The following is a 15,852-nucleotide window of genomic DNA, read 5'->3' on the forward strand; positions in this document are numbered from 1 at the left end:
CTCTCGCTGCCCGAGGAGCCGCCTTGTCCGCTTCCCGCTCCGTCCTTCTGATCATCGGCGGCGGCATCGCCGCCTACAAGGTGCTCGAAGTCATCCGCCGGCTGAAGGATCGCGGCATCGCCGCACGCTGCATCCTGACCAAGGCCGGCGAGCAATTCGTCACGCCGCTCACCGTCTCCTCGCTCGCCGGCGAACGCTGCTTCACCGATCTGTTCTCGCTGACAGACGAAGCCGATATCGGCCATATCCAGCTGTCGCGCTCGACCGATCTGATTGTCGTGGCGCCGGCGACTGCCGACCTGATCGCCAAGATGGCCAACGGCCTCGCCGACGATCTCGCCTCGACGGCGCTGCTTGCCACCGACAAGCGCATCCTGATCGCGCCTGCGATGAACCCGCGGATGTGGCAGCACCCGGCGACGCGCCGGAACATGGGCCAGCTCGAGAAGGACGGCGTCCTCGTCGTCGGCCCGAATGTCGGGGCCATGGCCGAGCGCGGCGAGAACGGGCCGGGCCGCATGGCCGAACCGCCCGAGCTGCTGGCCGCGATCGAATCCGCACTGGCCGGCGAAAAGCCTGCGGCCGCCCGCGCCATCGGCTTCCTCGGCAGGCTGCCCGGCGGCGACCATACCAAGCCGGGCCCGCTCGCCGGCCGGCATGTGCTGATCACCTCTGGGCCGACTCATGAGGCGATCGACCCGGTGCGCTACATCGCCAACCGCTCCTCTGGAAAGCAGGGCCACGCCATCGCGGCGGCCGCCGCTGCGGCGGGCGCGCGGGTCACACTGGTCAGCGGTCCGGTGAATCTGCCCGACCCCGACGGTGTCGAGACCGTCCATGTCGAATCCGCCCGCGAGATGCTGGGCGCAGTCGAAACCGCCTTGCCGGCCGATATCGCGATCTTCGCCGCCGCTGTCGCCGACTGGCGCATCGCCGATGCTGCGCCGGAAAAGATGAAGAAGGACGGCAAGGCTCTGCCGCCGCTGGCGCTCGTCGAGAACCCCGATATCCTGGCCGCCGTTGCGCATCGCAAGAGCGGGCGCCCGCCGCTGGTCGTCGGTTTTGCCGCCGAAACCCAGAACGTCATCGACTACGCCAAGGCCAAGCTGGCGAAGAAGGGTTGCGACCTGATCGTCGCCAACGACGTCGGCGGCACCGGCGTGATGGGCGGCGACGCCAACACGGTCCATCTCGTCACCGCCGCAAATGTCGAGACCTGGCCGACGCTGCCGAAGGACGAGGTTGCGAGCCGGCTGATCGCCCATATCGCGGACCTTGCCCCGACCGGCCGGGCGGACTGACGGCGATGGTGACGATTGCGCTGCAACGCCTGCCGCATGGCGCCGACCTGCCCTTGCCGGCCTATGAGACGGCCGGAGCGGCAGGCCTCGATCTGCGCGCCGCCATCGGCGAGCCACTCCTGCTCGCACCCGGCGAAAGGACCCTTGTCCCGACCGGGCTGGCGATGCAGCTACCCGACGGCTTCGAGGCGCAGGTGCGCCCGCGCTCGGGGCTTGCGGTCAAGCATGGCGTCACCGTGCTGAATGCGCCCGGCACCGTGGACAGCGACTATCGCGGCGAGATCAAGGTGCCGCTGATCAATCTCGGGCAGGAGCCCTTCGCGATCGCGCGGGGCGACCGGATCGCCCAGCTGGTGATCGCCCCGGTGACGCATGCCGTGCTCACCGAGGTCGCCTCTCTCGATCAGACGGAGCGCGGCGCGGGGGGCTTCGGCTCTACCGGCGTCGGCGGCGGCAAGCACGGAGAGAAGCGGCCATGATGCTGCTCTCGCGCCGCAGCCTGCTCGCCATCGCAGCAGTGGTCGACATCGCGCTGCATGCCCGGCCTTCGCCGGTCGCCGCCAAGCTCCTGGCCGCGCGTCATGCCCTGCCGCCGCGCCATCTGGAGACGCTGCTCCAGACGCTCGTCCGCGTCGGTATCCTGAAGGGCGTGCGCGGCCCGCGCGGGGGTTACGAGCTCGCCCGGGAGCGGCGCAAGATCACGGCCGGCGACATCGCCCGCGCCGCGATGCAGGAGTCGGGCGAAGAAGGCCTCGGCCCCCTGCCGCAATCGCGGCTGGTCGACGAGGTCGTCGGGCCGGAGGTCGAGGCAGCGTCGGCCGCCTTCCTGGCAATGCTCGACAAGGTGACCGTGGAAGAGCTCTGCCAGCGGGCGCAGGCTAAATCCGTCTTCGGCAGAGGTAGTTCCGGAGCGGATTTCACTATTTAGGATTGTGATTTATTTCTTCAATCGACACAATCTGTGAATTGACCTAGCTTCACCGCCAACCATCCGTCGAGGAGGATTGATCCATGGCTGAAGCACAGGCGCCGACGAAAACCCCGGGGCGCGGGCGCATCTACAACTCCATTACCGACACGATCGGCGACACCCCGCTCGTCAGGCTCAACCGCCTGCCGGCCGAGCGTGGCGTCAAGGCGACGATCCTCGCCAAGCTCGAATTCTTCAATCCGATCTCGAGCGTGAAGGACCGCATCGGCGTCAACATGATCGATGCGCTGGAGGCCTCCGGCACGCTGAAACCCGGCGGCACGCTGATCGAACCGACCTCGGGCAACACCGGCATCGCGCTCGCCTTCGTCGCGGCGGCACGCGGCTATCGCCTGATCCTGGTCATGCCCGAGACGATGTCGCTGGAGCGGCGCAAGATGCTCGCCCTGCTCGGCGCGGAACTCGTCCTGACGCCCGGCCCCGGCGGGATGCGCGGCGCCGTCGCCAAGGCCGAGGAACTCAAGAACGAGATCCCCGGCGCGATCATCCCGCAGCAGTTCGAGAACCCGCATAACCCGGAGATTCACCGCAAGACGACGGCCGAGGAGATCTGGAACGACACCAACGGCCAGGTCGACATCGTCATTTCCGGTGTCGGCACCGGCGGCACCATCACCGGCGTCGGCCAGGTGCTGAAGGCGAAGAAGCCGGGCGTGAAGATGGTCGCGGTCGAGCCGGAAGATTCACCCGTCCTCTCCGGCGGCCAGCCCGGCCCGCACAAGATCCAGGGCATCGGCGCCGGCTTCGTGCCGGGCGTGCTCGATCGCAGCGTGATCGACGAGGTCGTCACCGTCGGCAACCAGACCGCCTTCGAGACGGCGCGCGCGCTGGCCAGGAAAGAGGGCATTCCGGCCGGCATTTCCTCGGGTGCGGCGGTCGCGGCCGCGCTCGAAGTCGGCGCGCGACCGGAGAACGCCGGCAAGACCATCGTGGTGATCATCCCCTCCTTCGCCGAGCGCTACATCTCCAGCGCCCTGTTCGAGGGTCTGTGAACCCGGTAGCCATCCAGATCGTCCGGCTGGCGGAGAGCCTGCCGGACGATTTCGAGGCGCTGCGCCACGAGGCGAGCGCGGAAAGCTATCGCTTCGTCGAGGGCCTGCGTGAGGCATGGCTGGCTGGCCACTATGCCGGCGGCGACGACCGCTTCGTGACCTTCGCCGCCTTTCAGGAAGGCGAGCTCTCCGGTATCGGCGCCCTGACGCCAGATCCTTACGACCCCGAGCCCGATCTCCTGCGGGTCAGGCACGTCTATGTCCGGCCGCTGCATCGCGGCACCGGCATCGGCCGCGTTCTGGCTGCGGCGCTCATTCAGCAAGGGCTGGCGCTGGCACCGCGCCTCTCGCTCCGCGCCGCCGATCCGCGCGCAGCGGCGTTCTGGGAAGCGAGCGGCTTCAAGCCCGATACCGGCGGAACGCGTCGCTCGCACCTGCTGGCGCGCTGAGCCCTCTCAGCGAATCAGAACCAGCCTGTTGCCCCAGGGATCGCCGATCCCCGGCGCTCCGTCGCTCTCGCTGCCGCCACCGCTGAGGATTCGTTCGCGCATCGCGATGAAATCGGCCTCGCTGCGCGCCACGACCTCGAAGCGATCGAGACCCGCCTCGCCGGGCTGACGAGGCCCGGCGCCGCGGCTGCCCCAGATATTGCCGGCAATATGATGGTGGTAGCCACCGCTGGCGAGGAAGCTTGCGCCGGGATAGTGGACCATCAAATCGAAGCCGAGCAGGTCGCGATAGAAGGCCTCGGCCGCCACCGTATCGCCGACGCGCAGGTGGATATGGCCCATGCCAGTGCCTTCGGGCATGCCGGCATAAGGCCCGCTTTCGGCCTCGCCCAGGAGTCTGTCGAGATCGAGCCGCTCGGTCGCCATGGCAATGCCGCCATCGGGCCGGCGCGGCCACTCGGCACGCGTGCGGTCGCGATAGATTTCGATACCGTTGCCCTCGGGGTCGGAGAGATAGAGCGCCTCGCTGACAAGGTGGTCGGAAGCGCCTTCGAGCGGGATACGCGTCTCGGCGGCGTGCTTCAGCCAGTTGGCGAGATCGCGCCGTGACGGCAGCAGGATGGCGAGGTGGAAGAGGCCGGCTGGCGAGCTCGGCTGCGCCGCACCGGCCTGTAGCCGAACGAGCACTCGTCCATCGATACCGAGTTCCGCGCCGTCACGGTCTTCCCGAATCAGGCGCAGCCCGATGGCGTCACGGTAGTAGGCGGTGAGCTTGGCAAGATCGCGCACGCGCAGGGTGACGGCCCCGATATGATAGGGCGCATCATGGGCTTCCAGCCTGGCGAGAGGCGCGGTCTTCTCTGCGGTCGCGGGCATGGCGTGGTCCTTTCGCGGCAGCCGCAACGGCTGACGCCACCAAAGATGGTGCTTCCCACCCCGCTTGTCGCCACCCTCCCTGGCAAGAGCGGGATTGCAGCGTTGCAATGAGGCTGCAGACTCCGCCTCACTCGGCCTTCGCCGGGCCGACCCTGTCGGCCATGGTCGCGCCGCGCTCGCCGAGGGGCTTCGGCTTGCCGGTCGTCGTGTCGTGTGCCGTCTGGTGTTCCAGCTCGGCATTGAGCTCGGCACCGGCGAGCACGATGGTCGCCGAGAGCCAGAGCCAGGTCATGAACACCACGACGGTCGCGAGCGAGCCATAGGCGGCCGTGTAGTTGCCGAGCGTGCTGACATACCAGGAGAAGGCATAGGAGGCCGCGCCCCATAGAAGGGCCGCGGCGATGGCGCCGGGCATCACCCAGACGAAGCGCATGCGCTGGCGGCTCGGGCCGATCCAGTAGAGAACCGCTATCGAGAGCGTCGCCATGACGAAGAAAGCGGGCCAGCGCACCAGCCGGATCAGTCGTTCCAGCTCGAAATGGAAGGGAAACAGTGCGGTCACGACCGGCAAGCTGGCGATTGCGACCAGCGCCGCGACGAGCAGCACGACGCCACTCACCGTGGTGAACAGCGAGATCGCGTTGAGCTTGAGGAAGCTGCGCTTCTCCTGTTCGCGATAGATGATGTTGAGCGCGTCGAAGATCGCCTTCACCGCCGCGTTGGCGGACCAGGCCGCGACGAGGAGGCTGATGTAGAAGGTCAGGGACAGGCTGACTCCCGACTGGGTCGAGAGCCGCATCGCCTGCTCGTGGATGAGTTCCCGCGCGGCCTGCGGGAACATGGTCGTCACGGCGTCCAGCTGCCCGGCGATGGTCGCCGGATCGGTGAAATAGCGGTAGATCGTCACCAGCAGCGAAAGCGCCGGGACCAGCGAGAGCAGGGTGAAGAAGGCGACCGCGCCGGCGAGCGAGGTCAGCCGGTTGTCGGCGACATTGCCGATGAAGCGCAGCAGCACGTCCTTCCAGCCGAGCCAGGTCATTTGCAAAGGCGTCCGTGCCAGCCGCCCGCGCGCGGCTTCCTGCCGGCGCCTGTCGCGATGGTTGGACAGAGCTCCCGACAGATAGCCCAGCGCAACCCCCAACCCGGCGGCGCCCGTGATCCGTTTGAGAAATGCCATGTCGGGGTGAGGTCTCCGCGGCCGTTGAGACTGCAGCTTGCGAGCAACCGCGCCGCGCCGCAATCGTTCCGGCGAAGCCCGCTCACGATCGGCGCTTAGCCGATTGTTAACCTTAATGCTTCGTTATGACCGGGCGCGCTCGATCTTCCGGGCGCATCACGATTTCTCGGAAAGCCCGATGTCGAAGCTCAGATATGCCCTGGCAGGATGCGTGGCGCTGCTGTCAGGCGCGGCCGCCGCGGCCGATCTGCGCGGCGTCGCCCTGCCGCCCGCGCCGGAACTGCCTGCGCTCTATTCCTGGACCGGCGTCTATGCCGGTCTGCAGGGCGGCTACTCCTGGGGCAGCAACCGCGTGCGGATCGGAGCGCCGACCGGCCCCTTCGCGCCGATGAGCTTCCGCATCGACGACGATTCCGCCTTCGGCGGCGCCCATGCCGGCTTCAACTATCAGTTCGGCAGCATCGTGCTCGGCATCGAGGGCGACATCGAAGCCGTCAACAGCCGCAGCCGCTTCGCCGGCGCCGGCTTCAACGGCCGCGTCTCGCAGGATTGGCAGGGCGCGGCGCGCCTCCGCATCGGCTATGCCTTCGACCGGCTGATGATCTATGCGGCCGGCGGCGCCTCATTCACGGAATATGAGCGGCGTGTCTTCGATGCGGCCGGCTTCGGCGAAAGGCTGACCGGCGCCCGGACCGGCTGGAACCTCGGCGCCGGCGTCAATTTCGCCTTCACCGACAACCTGATCCTCGGCGCCGAATACCGCTACACCGATTTCGGGCGGAACCGCTTCGCGAGCTCCGGCGCCTTTCCGGGCCGGACCGGCGATCAGGAACTTACGACGCACAGCGCCCGCGCCAGCATCGCCTACAAGTTCTGAAGGCGCCTCTTGGCGTCATGCTCGGGCTTGGCCCGAGATTCTCGGGTCGCAGCTCTGCTGCGCCGCGAATGGCGGAAGGCGCAGTTCTGCCTCAAAACCCCGTGCGCTGGCGGATCGCGGCGGCGAGCGTGCCGTCATCGAGATAGTCGAGCTCGCCGCCGACCGGCACGCCATGGGCGAGCTTCGTCACCTTGACCGGCAGATGTGCCAGGAGGTCGGTGATGAAATGCGCCGTGGTCTGGCCGTCAACCGTGGCGCTGAGCGCGAGGATGATCTCCTTCACCGCCGGATCGGAAGCGCGCGCCACCAGCGCATCGAGCGAGAGATGCTCGGGCCTGACGCCATCGAGCGCCGAGAGGACGCCGCCGAGCACGTGATAGCGCCCCGCCACGGCACCCGAGCGCTCCAGCGCCCAGAGATCGGAAATATCGGCGACGACGACGATCAGGCTGTCGTCACGACGCGGATCGGTGCAGAGGCCGCAGGGATCGCTGGTATCGACATTGCCGCAACGGGAGCAGACGACGATGCGCTCGCGCGCCACCGCCATCGCCTCGGAAAGCGGGCCGAGCAGCTGCTCGCGCTTCTTGACGAGATGCAGCGCCGCACGCCGGGCCGAGCGCGGCCCGAGCCCGGGCAGCTTGGCCAGGAGCTGGATCAGCCTTTCGATCTCGGGGCCGGCGATGGCGCGGGACATTGGTGGTAAACGACCTTCTGGCTCTCCTCAGCCCTCATCCTGAGGAGCAGCGAAGCGGCGTCTCGAAGGATGTTCCATAGCGCGCTGGAGCATCCTTCGAGACGCAGCCTATCGGCTGCTCCTCAGGATGAGGGCTGAGAGAAAAGACTCAAAACAGCTTCATGCCCGGCGGGATCGGCAGGCCCTTGGTGATCTCGGCCATCCGCTCCTGCATGACGCGCTCGCCGCGGGTCCGCGCATCGTTCGCCGCGGCGACGATCAGGTCCTCGAGGATTTCGCGCTCGTCCGGCACCATCAGGCTCGGGTCGATCTTCACGCCCTTGAGCGCGCCCTTGGCCGTCATCGTGACCGTGACCATGCCACCGCCCGCTATGCCCTCGACCTCGATGGCGTCGAGCTCGGCCTGCATGTCGGCCATCTTCTGCTGCATCTGCTGAGCCTGCTTCATCAGACCCATCATGTCGCGCATGGGAAATCCTCCTTAAAAAAAATCAGAAATCGATGCCGTCGAAATCCGGCTCGGAATCGTCGAAAAGCGGCTCGGCGTCGGGCAGATACTCGTCCTCGGCCGGAGCCGCAGCAGCATTCTCGGCCGCGGCGATGGCGCGCGGATCACGGACATCGACGATGCGCGCGCCGGGAAAGCGCTCCAGCACCGCCTTGACCGAGGGATGAGCCGCAGCGTCGCTCTCGCGCCGGTCCTTGGCCGCCACCGCCTGCTCACGCAGGGTCGCGCCGCCCTCCTCGTTGACGACAGCGACCATCCAGGTCTGGTTCGTCCATTCCTTGAGGCGGCGGGATAGGTCCTGCGCCAGGGTGCGCGAAGCGCCCTCGGCAAGCGAGAACTCGATGCGGCCGGGCTCGAAGCGCACCGGCCGGATATCGCGCTCCAGAGCGATCTTCAGCGTGATGTCGCGGTTCTGCGACGCCAGCGCGACGACATCCTCGATCGAGGCGACGATCGCCGCCGGAGCCGCGGCAATGCGTGCGACCGGAACCGGAGCCGGATTTGCGCTGGCGAGGATCGGCCGGGCGGCGAGCGCAGTGTTGCCGCCCCCGGAAGGCGGGCGCGGCGCGCCGCCGCCATTTCCGTTTCCGGCCGAGCCGGAACCCATGCCGTCGCGCAGCAGCTTCAACGCCTCGTCCGGCGTCGGCAGGTCGGCGGCATGGGCGAGGCGGACGAGGACCATCTCGGCGGCCATCACCGGCCGGTCGGCCTGCTTCACCTCGGCAATGCCCTTGAGCAGCATCTGCCAGGTGCGGGCGAGCACGCGGATCGAGAGGCGCTGGGCGAAATCGCCGCCGCGCACGCGCTCGGCCTGGGCGAGGCTGTTGTCCTTCACCGCCTCGGGCACGAGCTTGAGGCGGGTCACGAGATGAGTGAACTCGGCGAGGTCGTTGAGCACCACCGCCGGATCGGCACCGGCGTCGTATTGCCCGCGCAGCTCGCCGAGAGCTGCGGCGATATCGCCCTTCATCACCGATTCGAAGAGATCGATGACGCGCGCGCGGTCGGCGAGGCCGAGCATGGAACGGATGTCGTCGAGCGTGATCCGCCCGGCCGCATGGGCGATGGCCTGGTCGAGGATCGAGAGCGAATCGCGCACCGAGCCCTCGGCGGCGCGGGCGACGGCGGCGAGCGCCTCCTGCTCGGCATCGACGCCTTCGGCCTTGCAGATGCCGCCGAGGTGGTCGACCAGCACATCGGCCTCGACGCGGCGCAGGTCGAAGCGCTGGCAGCGCGACAGCACCGTAATCGGCACCTTGCGGATCTCGGTGGTCGCGAAGATGAACTTCGCGTGCGGCGGCGGCTCCTCCAACGTCTTCAGGAAGGCGTTGAAGGCGCCGGTCGAGAGCATGTGCACCTCGTCGACGATATAGACCTTGTAGCGCGCGGAGACCGGCGCATAGCGCACGGCGTCGTTGATCTGGCGGATATTGTCGACGCTGTTGTTCGAGGCGGCGTCGATCTCCATCACGTCGATATGGCGGCCCTCGATGATCTCGCGGCAATGCACGCCGAACTCGCGCAGATCGGTGGTCGGGGCGCCCTTCCCGTCGGGCGTCTGGAAGTTCAGCGCGCGTGCCAGAATGCGGGCGGTCGTCGTCTTGCCGACGCCGCGCACGCCGGTCAGCATCCAGGCCTGCGGAATGCGGCCGGCCGCGAAGGCGTTGGTGAGCGTGCGCACCATCGCTTCCTGGCCGATGAGATCGCCGAAATGCGCCGGCCGGTACTTGCGGGCAAGCACGCGATAGGGCGTCGGCGCCGCACCGGACACCGCCTGCGGCGCAGGCGCCGGGTCGAAACCGGCGAATCCCGGTTCGTCAGCAGAGGCAGCGTCGATCTGGTCGGTCATGGAAACTGGTTTCGCCAATCAGGAGGCGAGGGTCAATGGCGCTATGCCAACTTGGGCGCCGTGCCGGTTTGACCTCGGCCCGGGCGCGGCCGGAGCACGGCGCTTTCACGCGGCGCATGAGGTGGGAGGCTGGACGAAGACCCGTTCGGTCTCGTTAGGGCTGCTTCCTTCCGGACCTGACCCGGTTGGCGAGTGAGACGTCCCTCGCCAACCTCCCGGGCGCTATATCGGGGATGTCGGCGCGAAGCGCAAGCCTGCCGGCAACAGATCCGGCAGCGCGGTCACGGTCGCTTCGGCGCCTCGGGAGCGCGATTCTCCTCCTGCGCCGCGAAAACATTGTGCGCGTAAGCATCGAGGATCGCTTCCGAACGCTGCAGGCGCTCGGCCGCCTCGCCGGCACGGGGTGCGCCGTAGAAGTCCAGCTTGCGGATCTTTTCGATCCAGTTCCGGAATTTCATCAGCTCCTGCTCGTTCTCCTCGAGCTCGGCGAAGGTGAAATGCGAGACCCGCGTCTCCTCGTCGATCTCGGCCTCGAAGGCGAGGCACTTCCCGATGAACTCCTTGTACTCGTCGTCGCGATCGGCATTGAAGCGCGCGACGACCTTCTCCTGCTGCTTCTGGTCGAGACCGACCGTCGCCAGCAGCAGCGCCTCGCCCTCGGCCTCGGCGATCTCGTTCTCGAGCATCCTGAGCCGACGCAGATGATCGTCCGTCTTCGGCAGCAGGCAGACGCCGCCCTGGAGGTAGACCGCCCCCATGCCCTTGAGCTTGCGCCAGATGGAGACCCGCTTGCGCGCCGGCTCGGCCGGAACCTTGTAGGTCAGCAACAACCATTCGAGCGACGCCATGGTACCTCTTGAATGTTACGACTGTTACAAATATTATCTTACCATGGGCTTGCAAGGCCGAAACCATCGTGACAGCAAAAGCCGACGCTGTCGCCTGCGTGCCGGATCGTTCACGAGAGGTCGCCGATGACTTGGACCATGGCTGCTCCCGCGCTCTCCGCCGCCTTCCTCGCCTCGCTGGTCGAGGTGGTCGAAGCCTTCACCATCGTCCTCGCGGTCGGCACCGTGCGCGGCTGGCGGCCGGCGCTCATCGGCACGGGCTGCGCGCTGGCTGCGCTCGCATTGCTGGTGCTGCTGCTCGGCTCGGCCCTGACACGGGTGCCACTGCAAGCCCTGCAGCTCACCATCGGCATTCTGCTCCTGATGTTCGGCCTGCGCTGGCTGCGAAAAGCCATCCTCCGGGCAGCCGGCTTCATCGCACTACATGACGAGGAGGCAGCCTTCATCAAGGAAACCGGGGTCTTGCAGGCCGGCGATGCCGGAACGACAGGCCATCACGACTGGATGGCAGGCCTCACCGCCTTCAAGGCCGTCATGCTCGAAGGCATCGAGGTCGTCTTCATCGTGCTCGCCGTCGGCGCCGGCCGGGGCCTGCTCTGGCCCGCCAGCCTCGGGGCACTCGCGGCCTGCGCGCTGGTGCTCGCGCTCGGCCTCGTCCTGCGCAAGCCACTCGCCCGCGTTCCCGAGAACACCCTGAAATTCGCAGTCGGCGTGATGATATCGGCCTTCGGCATCTACTGGACGGGCGAAGGGCTGGGCGTCGATTGGCCCGGCGGCGACCTTGCGATCCTCGCGCTGGCGGCGCTCCTCGTCGCGAGCGGGCTCACCCTCGTCGCAACCTTTCGCCGGAACTCCATGGAGACGGCAGCATGAAAACGATCGGCACGATCCTGCGCGAAATTGCCGCGCTGTTCATCGATGACGAACGGCTCGCCCTCGCCATCCTTGCACTGGTCGGACTATGCGCCTGCCTTGCCTTCGGCCTGCACGGCAGCCCGATCGGCGTGGCCGCGGCGCTGACGGGAGGCTCCGTCCTGGTTCTGGCGTTCAGCGTCCGCCAAGGGGCGAAGCGTGGGCCGCGCCGGCCGATACGCGAAGCTTCGTCGCAGACGGCGGCTTCGCGGATCATTCGGCATTGACTCGGTGTCGTCCATCCGTCATAAGCCCGCGACCTGCGCAGCCGAAAGGCCGCGCCGACCCTTATCGCATGACAGGCTCGGTTGGCCATGCTTTCCCCGGAAAGCCGCGGCCGTCGTGCTCATAAAGGCCCCGGAGACGGACCGTGAAGAGAACCTATCAACCCAGCAAGCTGGTTCGCAAGCGCCGCCACGGCTATCGCGCCCGCATGGCGACCAAGGGTGGCCGCAAGGTCATCGCCGCTCGCCGTGCTCACGGCCGCAAGCGCCTGTCGGCCTGACAAGCACTGGCGCGTGACCATAGCGCGCCCGTTCCCGAAGACTGGCCAATCGCCATGCGCCTCGCCCGTCTGACGCAACGCAAAGAATTCCTGGCGGCGGCCGACCACGGCCGCCGTTTTCGTTCGCCTGCCTTTATGGCGCAGGTGCGCGACTGCATGCCCGAGGAAGAGCGGGACGGGCTGCGGCTCGGGCTCACCGCCTCGCGCAAGACCGGCAACGCCGTGAAGCGCAACCGCATCCGCCGCCGCCTGCGCACCGCTGCCGCCCAGGCCCTGCGCGACCAGACGAACAAGCGCTGCGACATCGTGATCGTTGCCCGCTCCGAAGTGCTGAAGGCAGATTTTCACGCACTCGTGGCCGATCTTTCCATTGCCATCGACCGGGCGAAGCCTCAAAAGCCGCATGCTGACCGACACCGCTCGCGCCTGAAGCGCGATGCGGCGCCGCAAGCCTGACCTGACACGCCGAGCCCTGCCGGACCAAGCGAGATTCGTTTCCGATCATGATGAAAGAAGACAACCGCAATCTGCTTCTCGCGATCGTCATGTCCGTGGTCATCCTGCTCGGCTGGCAGTTCTTCTATGCCAAGCCGCAGATGGAGAAGCAGCAGGAGGCCGCGCGGCAGAACCAGCAGGCCCAGAGCCAGCAGGCGCCCGCGGCGTCCGGCTCGACCCCGGCTCCCTCCACGCCCGGCGGCTCCGCCGCGCCCGGCACTGCCGCGACGCAGGCCGTCGGCACGCGCGAGCAGGCTCTCGCCGCGAGCCCGCGCATCAAGATCGACACGCCCCGGATCGCTGGCTCGATCTCGCTCACTGGCGCTCGCGTGGATGACGTCTCGCTCAAGGCATTTCGCGAGACGGTAGACCCCAACAGCCCGATCATCGTCCTGCTTTCGCCGGCCGGCGGCCCCAACGCCTATTATTCGGATTTCGGTTGGGTCGCAGCGCCCGGCAGCTCGGTAGCCGTGCCCAACGCAAAGACCGTTTGGACTGCGGATAACCAGACCCTGACGCAGGCCACGCCGGTCACGCTGAGCTGGGACAACGGCCAGGGCCTGATTTTCAAGCGCATCATCGGCGTCGACAACAACGCCATGTTCACGATCCGAGACGAGGTCGAGAACAAGGGGGCCACCCCGGTCACGCTGTTCCCGTACGGCCAGGTCGTCCGTCAGGGCCGACCGCACACGCTGGGCTATTACGTTCTCCACGAAGGCCTCGTCGGCTATGTTGGCGAGCACGGCCTGCAGGAATGGACCTACGACAAGCTCGATAAAGAGCCGGCGCTGTCGCCCGGAACCGTCGGCCGCAACTGGAAGGATGCTGTCGGCGGCTGGGTCGGTATCACCGACAAATATTGGGCAGCGACCGTCATCCCCGACCAGAAGCGCAAGTTCGAAGGCCGTTTTTCTTCGGTCCAGACCGGTTCGGAGCGCACCTACCAGGCCGACTTCCTCGGTGAGGCGGTTGCGGTGGCGCCGGGCGCGAGCGCTGCGTCGCAGTCGAAGCTTTTTGCCGGCGCAAAGGAAGTCGCGGCGATCAATGGCTATGAGCGCGATCTTCAGATCACGCGCTTCGACCTGCTGATCGACTGGGGCTGGTTCTATTTCATCACCAAGCCGATGTTCCTGCTGCTCGACTGGATCTACAAGCATGTCGGCAATTTCGGCGTCGCGATCCTGATCGTCACGGTGCTGCTCAAGGCGCTGTTCTTCCCGCTCGCCAACAAGTCCTACGCCTCGATGGCGAAGATGAAGGCGCTGCAGCCGGAAATGACTGCGATCCGCGAGCGCTACGCCGACGACAAGATGAAGCAGCAGCAAGCGCTGATGGAGCTTTACAAGACGCAGAAGATCAACCCGGTGGCCGGCTGCTGGCCGGTGCTGCTGCAGATCCCGGTGTTCTTCGCGCTCTACAAGATCCTGTTCATCACCATCGAGATGCGGCACGCGCCGTTCTTCGGCTGGATCCACGATCTCGCCGCGCCCGATCCGACGAACATCTTCTTCTTCCTGCCCGCCGCCATGACGAGCTATCTGCATCTCGGCATCTGGCCGATCATCATGGGCATCACGATGTTCATCCAGATGAAGATGAACCCGGAGCCGCCGGACCCGGTGCAGAAGATGATGTTCACCTGGATGCCGGTGTTCTTCACCTTCCTGCTCGGCTCGTTCCCGGCTGGCCTGGTGATCTACTGGAGCTGGAACAACCTGCTCTCGGTCACCCAGCAGGGCTTCATCATGCGCAAGAACGGCGTGAAGATCGAACTGTTCGACAACCTCAAAGGCATGTTCGGCAAGAAACCCGCGACAGCGAACACCGCCGCCACGCCGCCAAAGCCGGCCAACACCAACAAGAAGTGAGTGATCGAAGGGCGGGTTTCCCGCCCTTCGCCTTTTCAGGCCAAGGCCTTTCCGCGATGCCGCTTCCCGATCCGCAGACGCGCCACCCCATTCCCGGCTGGAAGGGCACCGCCTTCCTGAAGGCAGTGGTCGATCATCCGCTGATCGAGGTCGGCGACTACAGCTATTACGACGACTCGCGCGGGCCGGAGCATTTCGCGGCCCGCTGCGTGCGCTATCATTTCGACTTCATCGGCGACCGGCTGATCATCGGGAAATTCGTCGCCATCGCGCAGGCGGCGCAGTTCATCATGAACGGCGCCAACCACCCGATCGGCGGCTTCTCGACCTTCCCCTTCCAGATGTTCGGCCTCGGCGATCCCGAGGCGCTGAAGCGCCCCGGACCGAACAACCGCGGCGACATGGTGATCGGCAACGATGTCTGGATCGGGCGCGAGGCGGTCATCATGCCCGGCGTCAGGATCGGCGACGGCGCGATCATCGGCACGCGGGCGCAGGTCACGAAGGACGTGCCGCCCTATGCGGTCGTCGCAGGCAATCCCGGCCGGATCGTCAAGATGCGCTTTCCGCCCGAGATCGTCGCGGAGCTGCTGGCGATCCGCTGGTGGGGCTGGGAGGCGGACAAGATCGCGCGTCACGTCGACGCGATCCAGGGCGCCGACATCGACGCGCTGCGCGCAGCCGTGTAAGAGCAAACGATCCTCAGCCCTCATCCTGAGGAGCAGCCCTCAGGCTGCGTCTCGAAGGATGTTCCGGTGCGCGCTGGAGCATCCTTCGAGACGCCGCTTCGCGGCTCCTCAGGATGAGGGCTTCTGATTTCGAAAGAGCGGAAGCCATGACCACATCCACGACCAAGCCCTATGACGCCGAGGAGATCGAGGCGGCCCGCAAGCTCTTCGAGGGGCCGTGGGATTTCGTCTGGGCCTCGACCAAGATCGACGACCTGCCGCCGATGGTCGGCCAGGAGATCGCCTTCGCCGGCCGCTCCAATGTCGGCAAGTCGAGCCTGATCAATGCGCTGACACGGCGCAACGCCCTGGCGCGCACCTCGCATACGCCTGGCCGGACGCAGCAGCTCAATTTCTTCCGCCAGGTCGACCATGACGAGCGGCTGACCATCGTCGACATGCCCGGCTATGGCTATGCCGCCGTGGGCAAGGAGAAGGTCGCGGCCTGGACCCGGCTGATCCACGACTATCTGCGCGGGCGCTCGAACCTGATGCGCGTCTATGTGCTGATCGATGCCCGCCATGGCATCAAGGATGTCGACGGCGCCGTGCTGGAGACGCTCGACAAGGCCGCCGTCTCCTATCAGGTCGTGCTGACCAAGGGCGATGCGCTGAAGCCGGCCGACCAGCAGTTCATGTGCGAGGCGACCTATGACGAGATCAAGCGTCGTCCGGCCGCCTTCCCCGAGGTGTTGCTGACCTCCAGCGAGAAAGGCTCGGGCATCCCCGAGTTCCGCGCCGCGATCGCGCGGGTGCTGGCGGAGCGGCAGTGAGGA

Annotated in this window: 19 protein-coding genes and 1 other RNA gene; 13 read left to right on the plus strand and 7 right to left on the minus strand. The window is 66.9% G+C overall.

All coding sequences use genetic code 11. The features are described 5' to 3' along the window. The first annotated feature begins 23 nt into the window (after positions 1-23). The 5 genes from AC1DIN_RS16745 to AC1DIN_RS16765 all read left to right on the plus strand — a co-directional run bounded on the left by AC1DIN_RS16745 (position 24) and on the right by AC1DIN_RS16765 (position 3,733). Positions 24-1,301: a phosphopantothenoylcysteine decarboxylase domain-containing protein gene (locus AC1DIN_RS16745; protein WP_476810598.1), complete on the plus strand. Its 1,278-nt coding sequence runs from the start codon at positions 24-26 to the stop codon at positions 1,299-1,301. A 5-nt stretch (positions 1,302-1,306) separates the two neighbouring features. Beyond that, on the plus strand, positions 1,307-1,780 hold the full coding sequence (dut, locus tag AC1DIN_RS16750; RefSeq protein WP_476810599.1) for a dUTP diphosphatase: 474 nt from the start codon (positions 1,307-1,309) through the stop codon (positions 1,778-1,780). Beyond that, entirely contained in the window at positions 1,777-2,229 is a 453-nt protein-coding gene (locus tag AC1DIN_RS16755; protein ID WP_441471129.1) for an RrF2 family transcriptional regulator, read from the plus strand. Before dut ends, AC1DIN_RS16755 begins: the two co-directional genes overlap by 4 nt. 83 nt (positions 2,230-2,312) lie before the next feature. Continuing rightward, positions 2,313-3,284, plus strand: coding sequence for a cysteine synthase A (gene cysK / locus AC1DIN_RS16760; RefSeq protein WP_476810600.1), 972 nt, complete (start codon positions 2,313-2,315; stop codon positions 3,282-3,284). Beyond that, positions 3,281-3,733, plus strand: a complete 453-nt coding sequence (locus AC1DIN_RS16765) for a GNAT family N-acetyltransferase (protein WP_476810601.1) — start codon at positions 3,281-3,283, stop codon at positions 3,731-3,733. Before cysK ends, AC1DIN_RS16765 begins: the two co-directional genes overlap by 4 nt. Before the next feature lie 6 nt (positions 3,734-3,739). Here the strand turns inward: AC1DIN_RS16765 and AC1DIN_RS16770 are convergent, their stop codons facing one another. Then, positions 3,740-4,609, minus strand: coding sequence for a VOC family protein (locus AC1DIN_RS16770; RefSeq protein ID WP_476810602.1), 870 nt, complete (start codon positions 4,607-4,609; stop codon positions 3,740-3,742). Positions 4,610-4,736: 127 nt separating this feature from the next. Then, positions 4,737-5,786: a YihY/virulence factor BrkB family protein gene (locus AC1DIN_RS16775; protein WP_476810603.1), complete on the minus strand. Its 1,050-nt coding sequence runs from the start codon at positions 5,784-5,786 to the stop codon at positions 4,737-4,739. Between the two features lie 178 nt (positions 5,787-5,964). Between AC1DIN_RS16775 and AC1DIN_RS16780 the strand changes: the two genes are divergently transcribed. After that, positions 5,965-6,663 (plus strand): outer membrane protein, encoded by a 699-nt coding sequence (locus AC1DIN_RS16780; protein WP_476810604.1) that lies wholly within the window; start codon positions 5,965-5,967, stop codon positions 6,661-6,663. Between the two features lie 91 nt (positions 6,664-6,754). On the opposite strand, the gene recR is transcribed toward AC1DIN_RS16780, so the two are convergent. The 5 genes from recR to AC1DIN_RS16805 form a co-directional block, all read right to left on the minus strand. Further along, a complete protein-coding gene (recR, locus tag AC1DIN_RS16785) occupies positions 6,755-7,360 on the minus strand; it encodes a recombination mediator RecR (protein ID WP_476810605.1) in 606 nt (201 codons plus the stop codon). Between the two features lie 148 nt (positions 7,361-7,508). Then, positions 7,509-7,829, minus strand: a complete 321-nt coding sequence (locus AC1DIN_RS16790; RefSeq protein ID WP_476810606.1) for a YbaB/EbfC family nucleoid-associated protein — start codon at positions 7,827-7,829, stop codon at positions 7,509-7,511. Positions 7,830-7,851: 22 nt separating this feature from the next. Then, positions 7,852-9,717, minus strand: coding sequence for a DNA polymerase III subunit gamma/tau (locus AC1DIN_RS16795; RefSeq protein ID WP_476810607.1), 1,866 nt, complete (start codon positions 9,715-9,717; stop codon positions 7,852-7,854). Between the two features lie 120 nt (positions 9,718-9,837). After that, an RNA gene (gene ffs, locus AC1DIN_RS16800) (signal recognition particle sRNA small type) lies at positions 9,838-9,934 on the minus strand. A gap of 64 nt (positions 9,935-9,998) precedes the next feature. Continuing rightward, positions 9,999-10,565, minus strand: coding sequence for a Chromate resistance protein ChrB (locus AC1DIN_RS16805; protein ID WP_441471120.1), 567 nt, complete (start codon positions 10,563-10,565; stop codon positions 9,999-10,001). 126 nt (positions 10,566-10,691) lie between these two features. On the opposite strand from AC1DIN_RS16805, the gene AC1DIN_RS16810 reads away from it, so the two are divergent. From AC1DIN_RS16810 to yihA, 7 genes are all read left to right on the plus strand, one after another. Then, on the plus strand, positions 10,692-11,438 hold the full coding sequence (locus AC1DIN_RS16810; RefSeq protein ID WP_476810608.1) for a COG4280 domain-containing protein: 747 nt from the start codon (positions 10,692-10,694) through the stop codon (positions 11,436-11,438). Then, positions 11,435-11,704 carry a hypothetical protein gene (locus tag AC1DIN_RS16815; protein ID WP_441471118.1) on the plus strand — a complete coding sequence of 90 codons (270 nt, stop codon included), beginning with the start codon at positions 11,435-11,437 and terminating at the stop codon, positions 11,702-11,704. Before AC1DIN_RS16810 ends, AC1DIN_RS16815 begins: the two co-directional genes overlap by 4 nt. Positions 11,705-11,847: 143 nt before the next feature. After that, positions 11,848-11,982, plus strand: coding sequence for a 50S ribosomal protein L34 (gene rpmH, locus AC1DIN_RS16820; RefSeq protein ID WP_038364779.1), 135 nt, complete (start codon positions 11,848-11,850; stop codon positions 11,980-11,982). Positions 11,983-12,036: 54 nt separating this feature from the next. Then, positions 12,037-12,438: a ribonuclease P protein component gene (rnpA, locus tag AC1DIN_RS16825; RefSeq protein ID WP_441471117.1), complete on the plus strand. Its 402-nt coding sequence runs from the start codon at positions 12,037-12,039 to the stop codon at positions 12,436-12,438. Positions 12,439-12,488: 50 nt separating this feature from the next. Further along, positions 12,489-14,348 (plus strand): membrane protein insertase YidC, encoded by a 1,860-nt coding sequence (gene yidC, locus AC1DIN_RS16830; RefSeq protein WP_441471343.1) that lies wholly within the window; start codon positions 12,489-12,491, stop codon positions 14,346-14,348. A 56-nt stretch (positions 14,349-14,404) separates the two neighbouring features. Beyond that, positions 14,405-15,037: a CatB-related O-acetyltransferase gene (locus AC1DIN_RS16835; protein WP_476810609.1), complete on the plus strand. Its 633-nt coding sequence runs from the start codon at positions 14,405-14,407 to the stop codon at positions 15,035-15,037. Positions 15,038-15,183: 146 nt separating this feature from the next. Beyond that, positions 15,184-15,849: a ribosome biogenesis GTP-binding protein YihA/YsxC gene (gene yihA / locus AC1DIN_RS16840; RefSeq protein ID WP_441471115.1), complete on the plus strand. Its 666-nt coding sequence runs from the start codon at positions 15,184-15,186 to the stop codon at positions 15,847-15,849. Positions 15,850-15,852 lie beyond the last annotated feature (3 nt).

It is taken from the genome of Allobosea sp. 05T438 (assembly GCF_056396025.1).

Coding starts and splice junctions, on each gene's coding strand:
- dut (WP_476810599.1), top strand. CDS start 1,307: ATGGTGACGATTGCGCTGCAACGCCTGCCGCATGGCGCCGACCTGCCC.
- AC1DIN_RS16755 (WP_441471129.1), top strand. CDS start 1,777: ATGATGCTGCTCTCGCGCCGCAGCCTGCTCGCCATCGCAGCAGTGGTC.
- cysK (WP_476810600.1), top strand. CDS start 2,313: ATGGCTGAAGCACAGGCGCCGACGAAAACCCCGGGGCGCGGGCGCATC.
- AC1DIN_RS16770 (WP_476810602.1), bottom strand. CDS start 4,609: ATGCCCGCGACCGCAGAGAAGACCGCGCCTCTCGCCAGGCTGGAAGCC.
- AC1DIN_RS16775 (WP_476810603.1), bottom strand. CDS start 5,786: ATGGCATTTCTCAAACGGATCACGGGCGCCGCCGGGTTGGGGGTTGCG.
- AC1DIN_RS16780 (WP_476810604.1), top strand. CDS start 5,965: ATGTCGAAGCTCAGATATGCCCTGGCAGGATGCGTGGCGCTGCTGTCA.
- recR (WP_476810605.1), bottom strand. CDS start 7,360: ATGTCCCGCGCCATCGCCGGCCCCGAGATCGAAAGGCTGATCCAGCTC.
- AC1DIN_RS16790 (WP_476810606.1), bottom strand. CDS start 7,829: ATGCGCGACATGATGGGTCTGATGAAGCAGGCTCAGCAGATGCAGCAG.
- AC1DIN_RS16795 (WP_476810607.1), bottom strand. CDS start 9,717: ATGACCGACCAGATCGACGCTGCCTCTGCTGACGAACCGGGATTCGCC.
- AC1DIN_RS16805 (WP_441471120.1), bottom strand. CDS start 10,565: ATGGCGTCGCTCGAATGGTTGTTGCTGACCTACAAGGTTCCGGCCGAG.
- AC1DIN_RS16810 (WP_476810608.1), top strand. CDS start 10,692: ATGACTTGGACCATGGCTGCTCCCGCGCTCTCCGCCGCCTTCCTCGCC.
- AC1DIN_RS16815 (WP_441471118.1), top strand. CDS start 11,435: ATGAAAACGATCGGCACGATCCTGCGCGAAATTGCCGCGCTGTTCATC.
- rnpA (WP_441471117.1), top strand. CDS start 12,037: ATGCGCCTCGCCCGTCTGACGCAACGCAAAGAATTCCTGGCGGCGGCC.
- yidC (WP_441471343.1), top strand. CDS start 12,489: ATGAAAGAAGACAACCGCAATCTGCTTCTCGCGATCGTCATGTCCGTG.
- AC1DIN_RS16835 (WP_476810609.1), top strand. CDS start 14,405: ATGCCGCTTCCCGATCCGCAGACGCGCCACCCCATTCCCGGCTGGAAG.
- yihA (WP_441471115.1), top strand. CDS start 15,184: ATGACCACATCCACGACCAAGCCCTATGACGCCGAGGAGATCGAGGCG.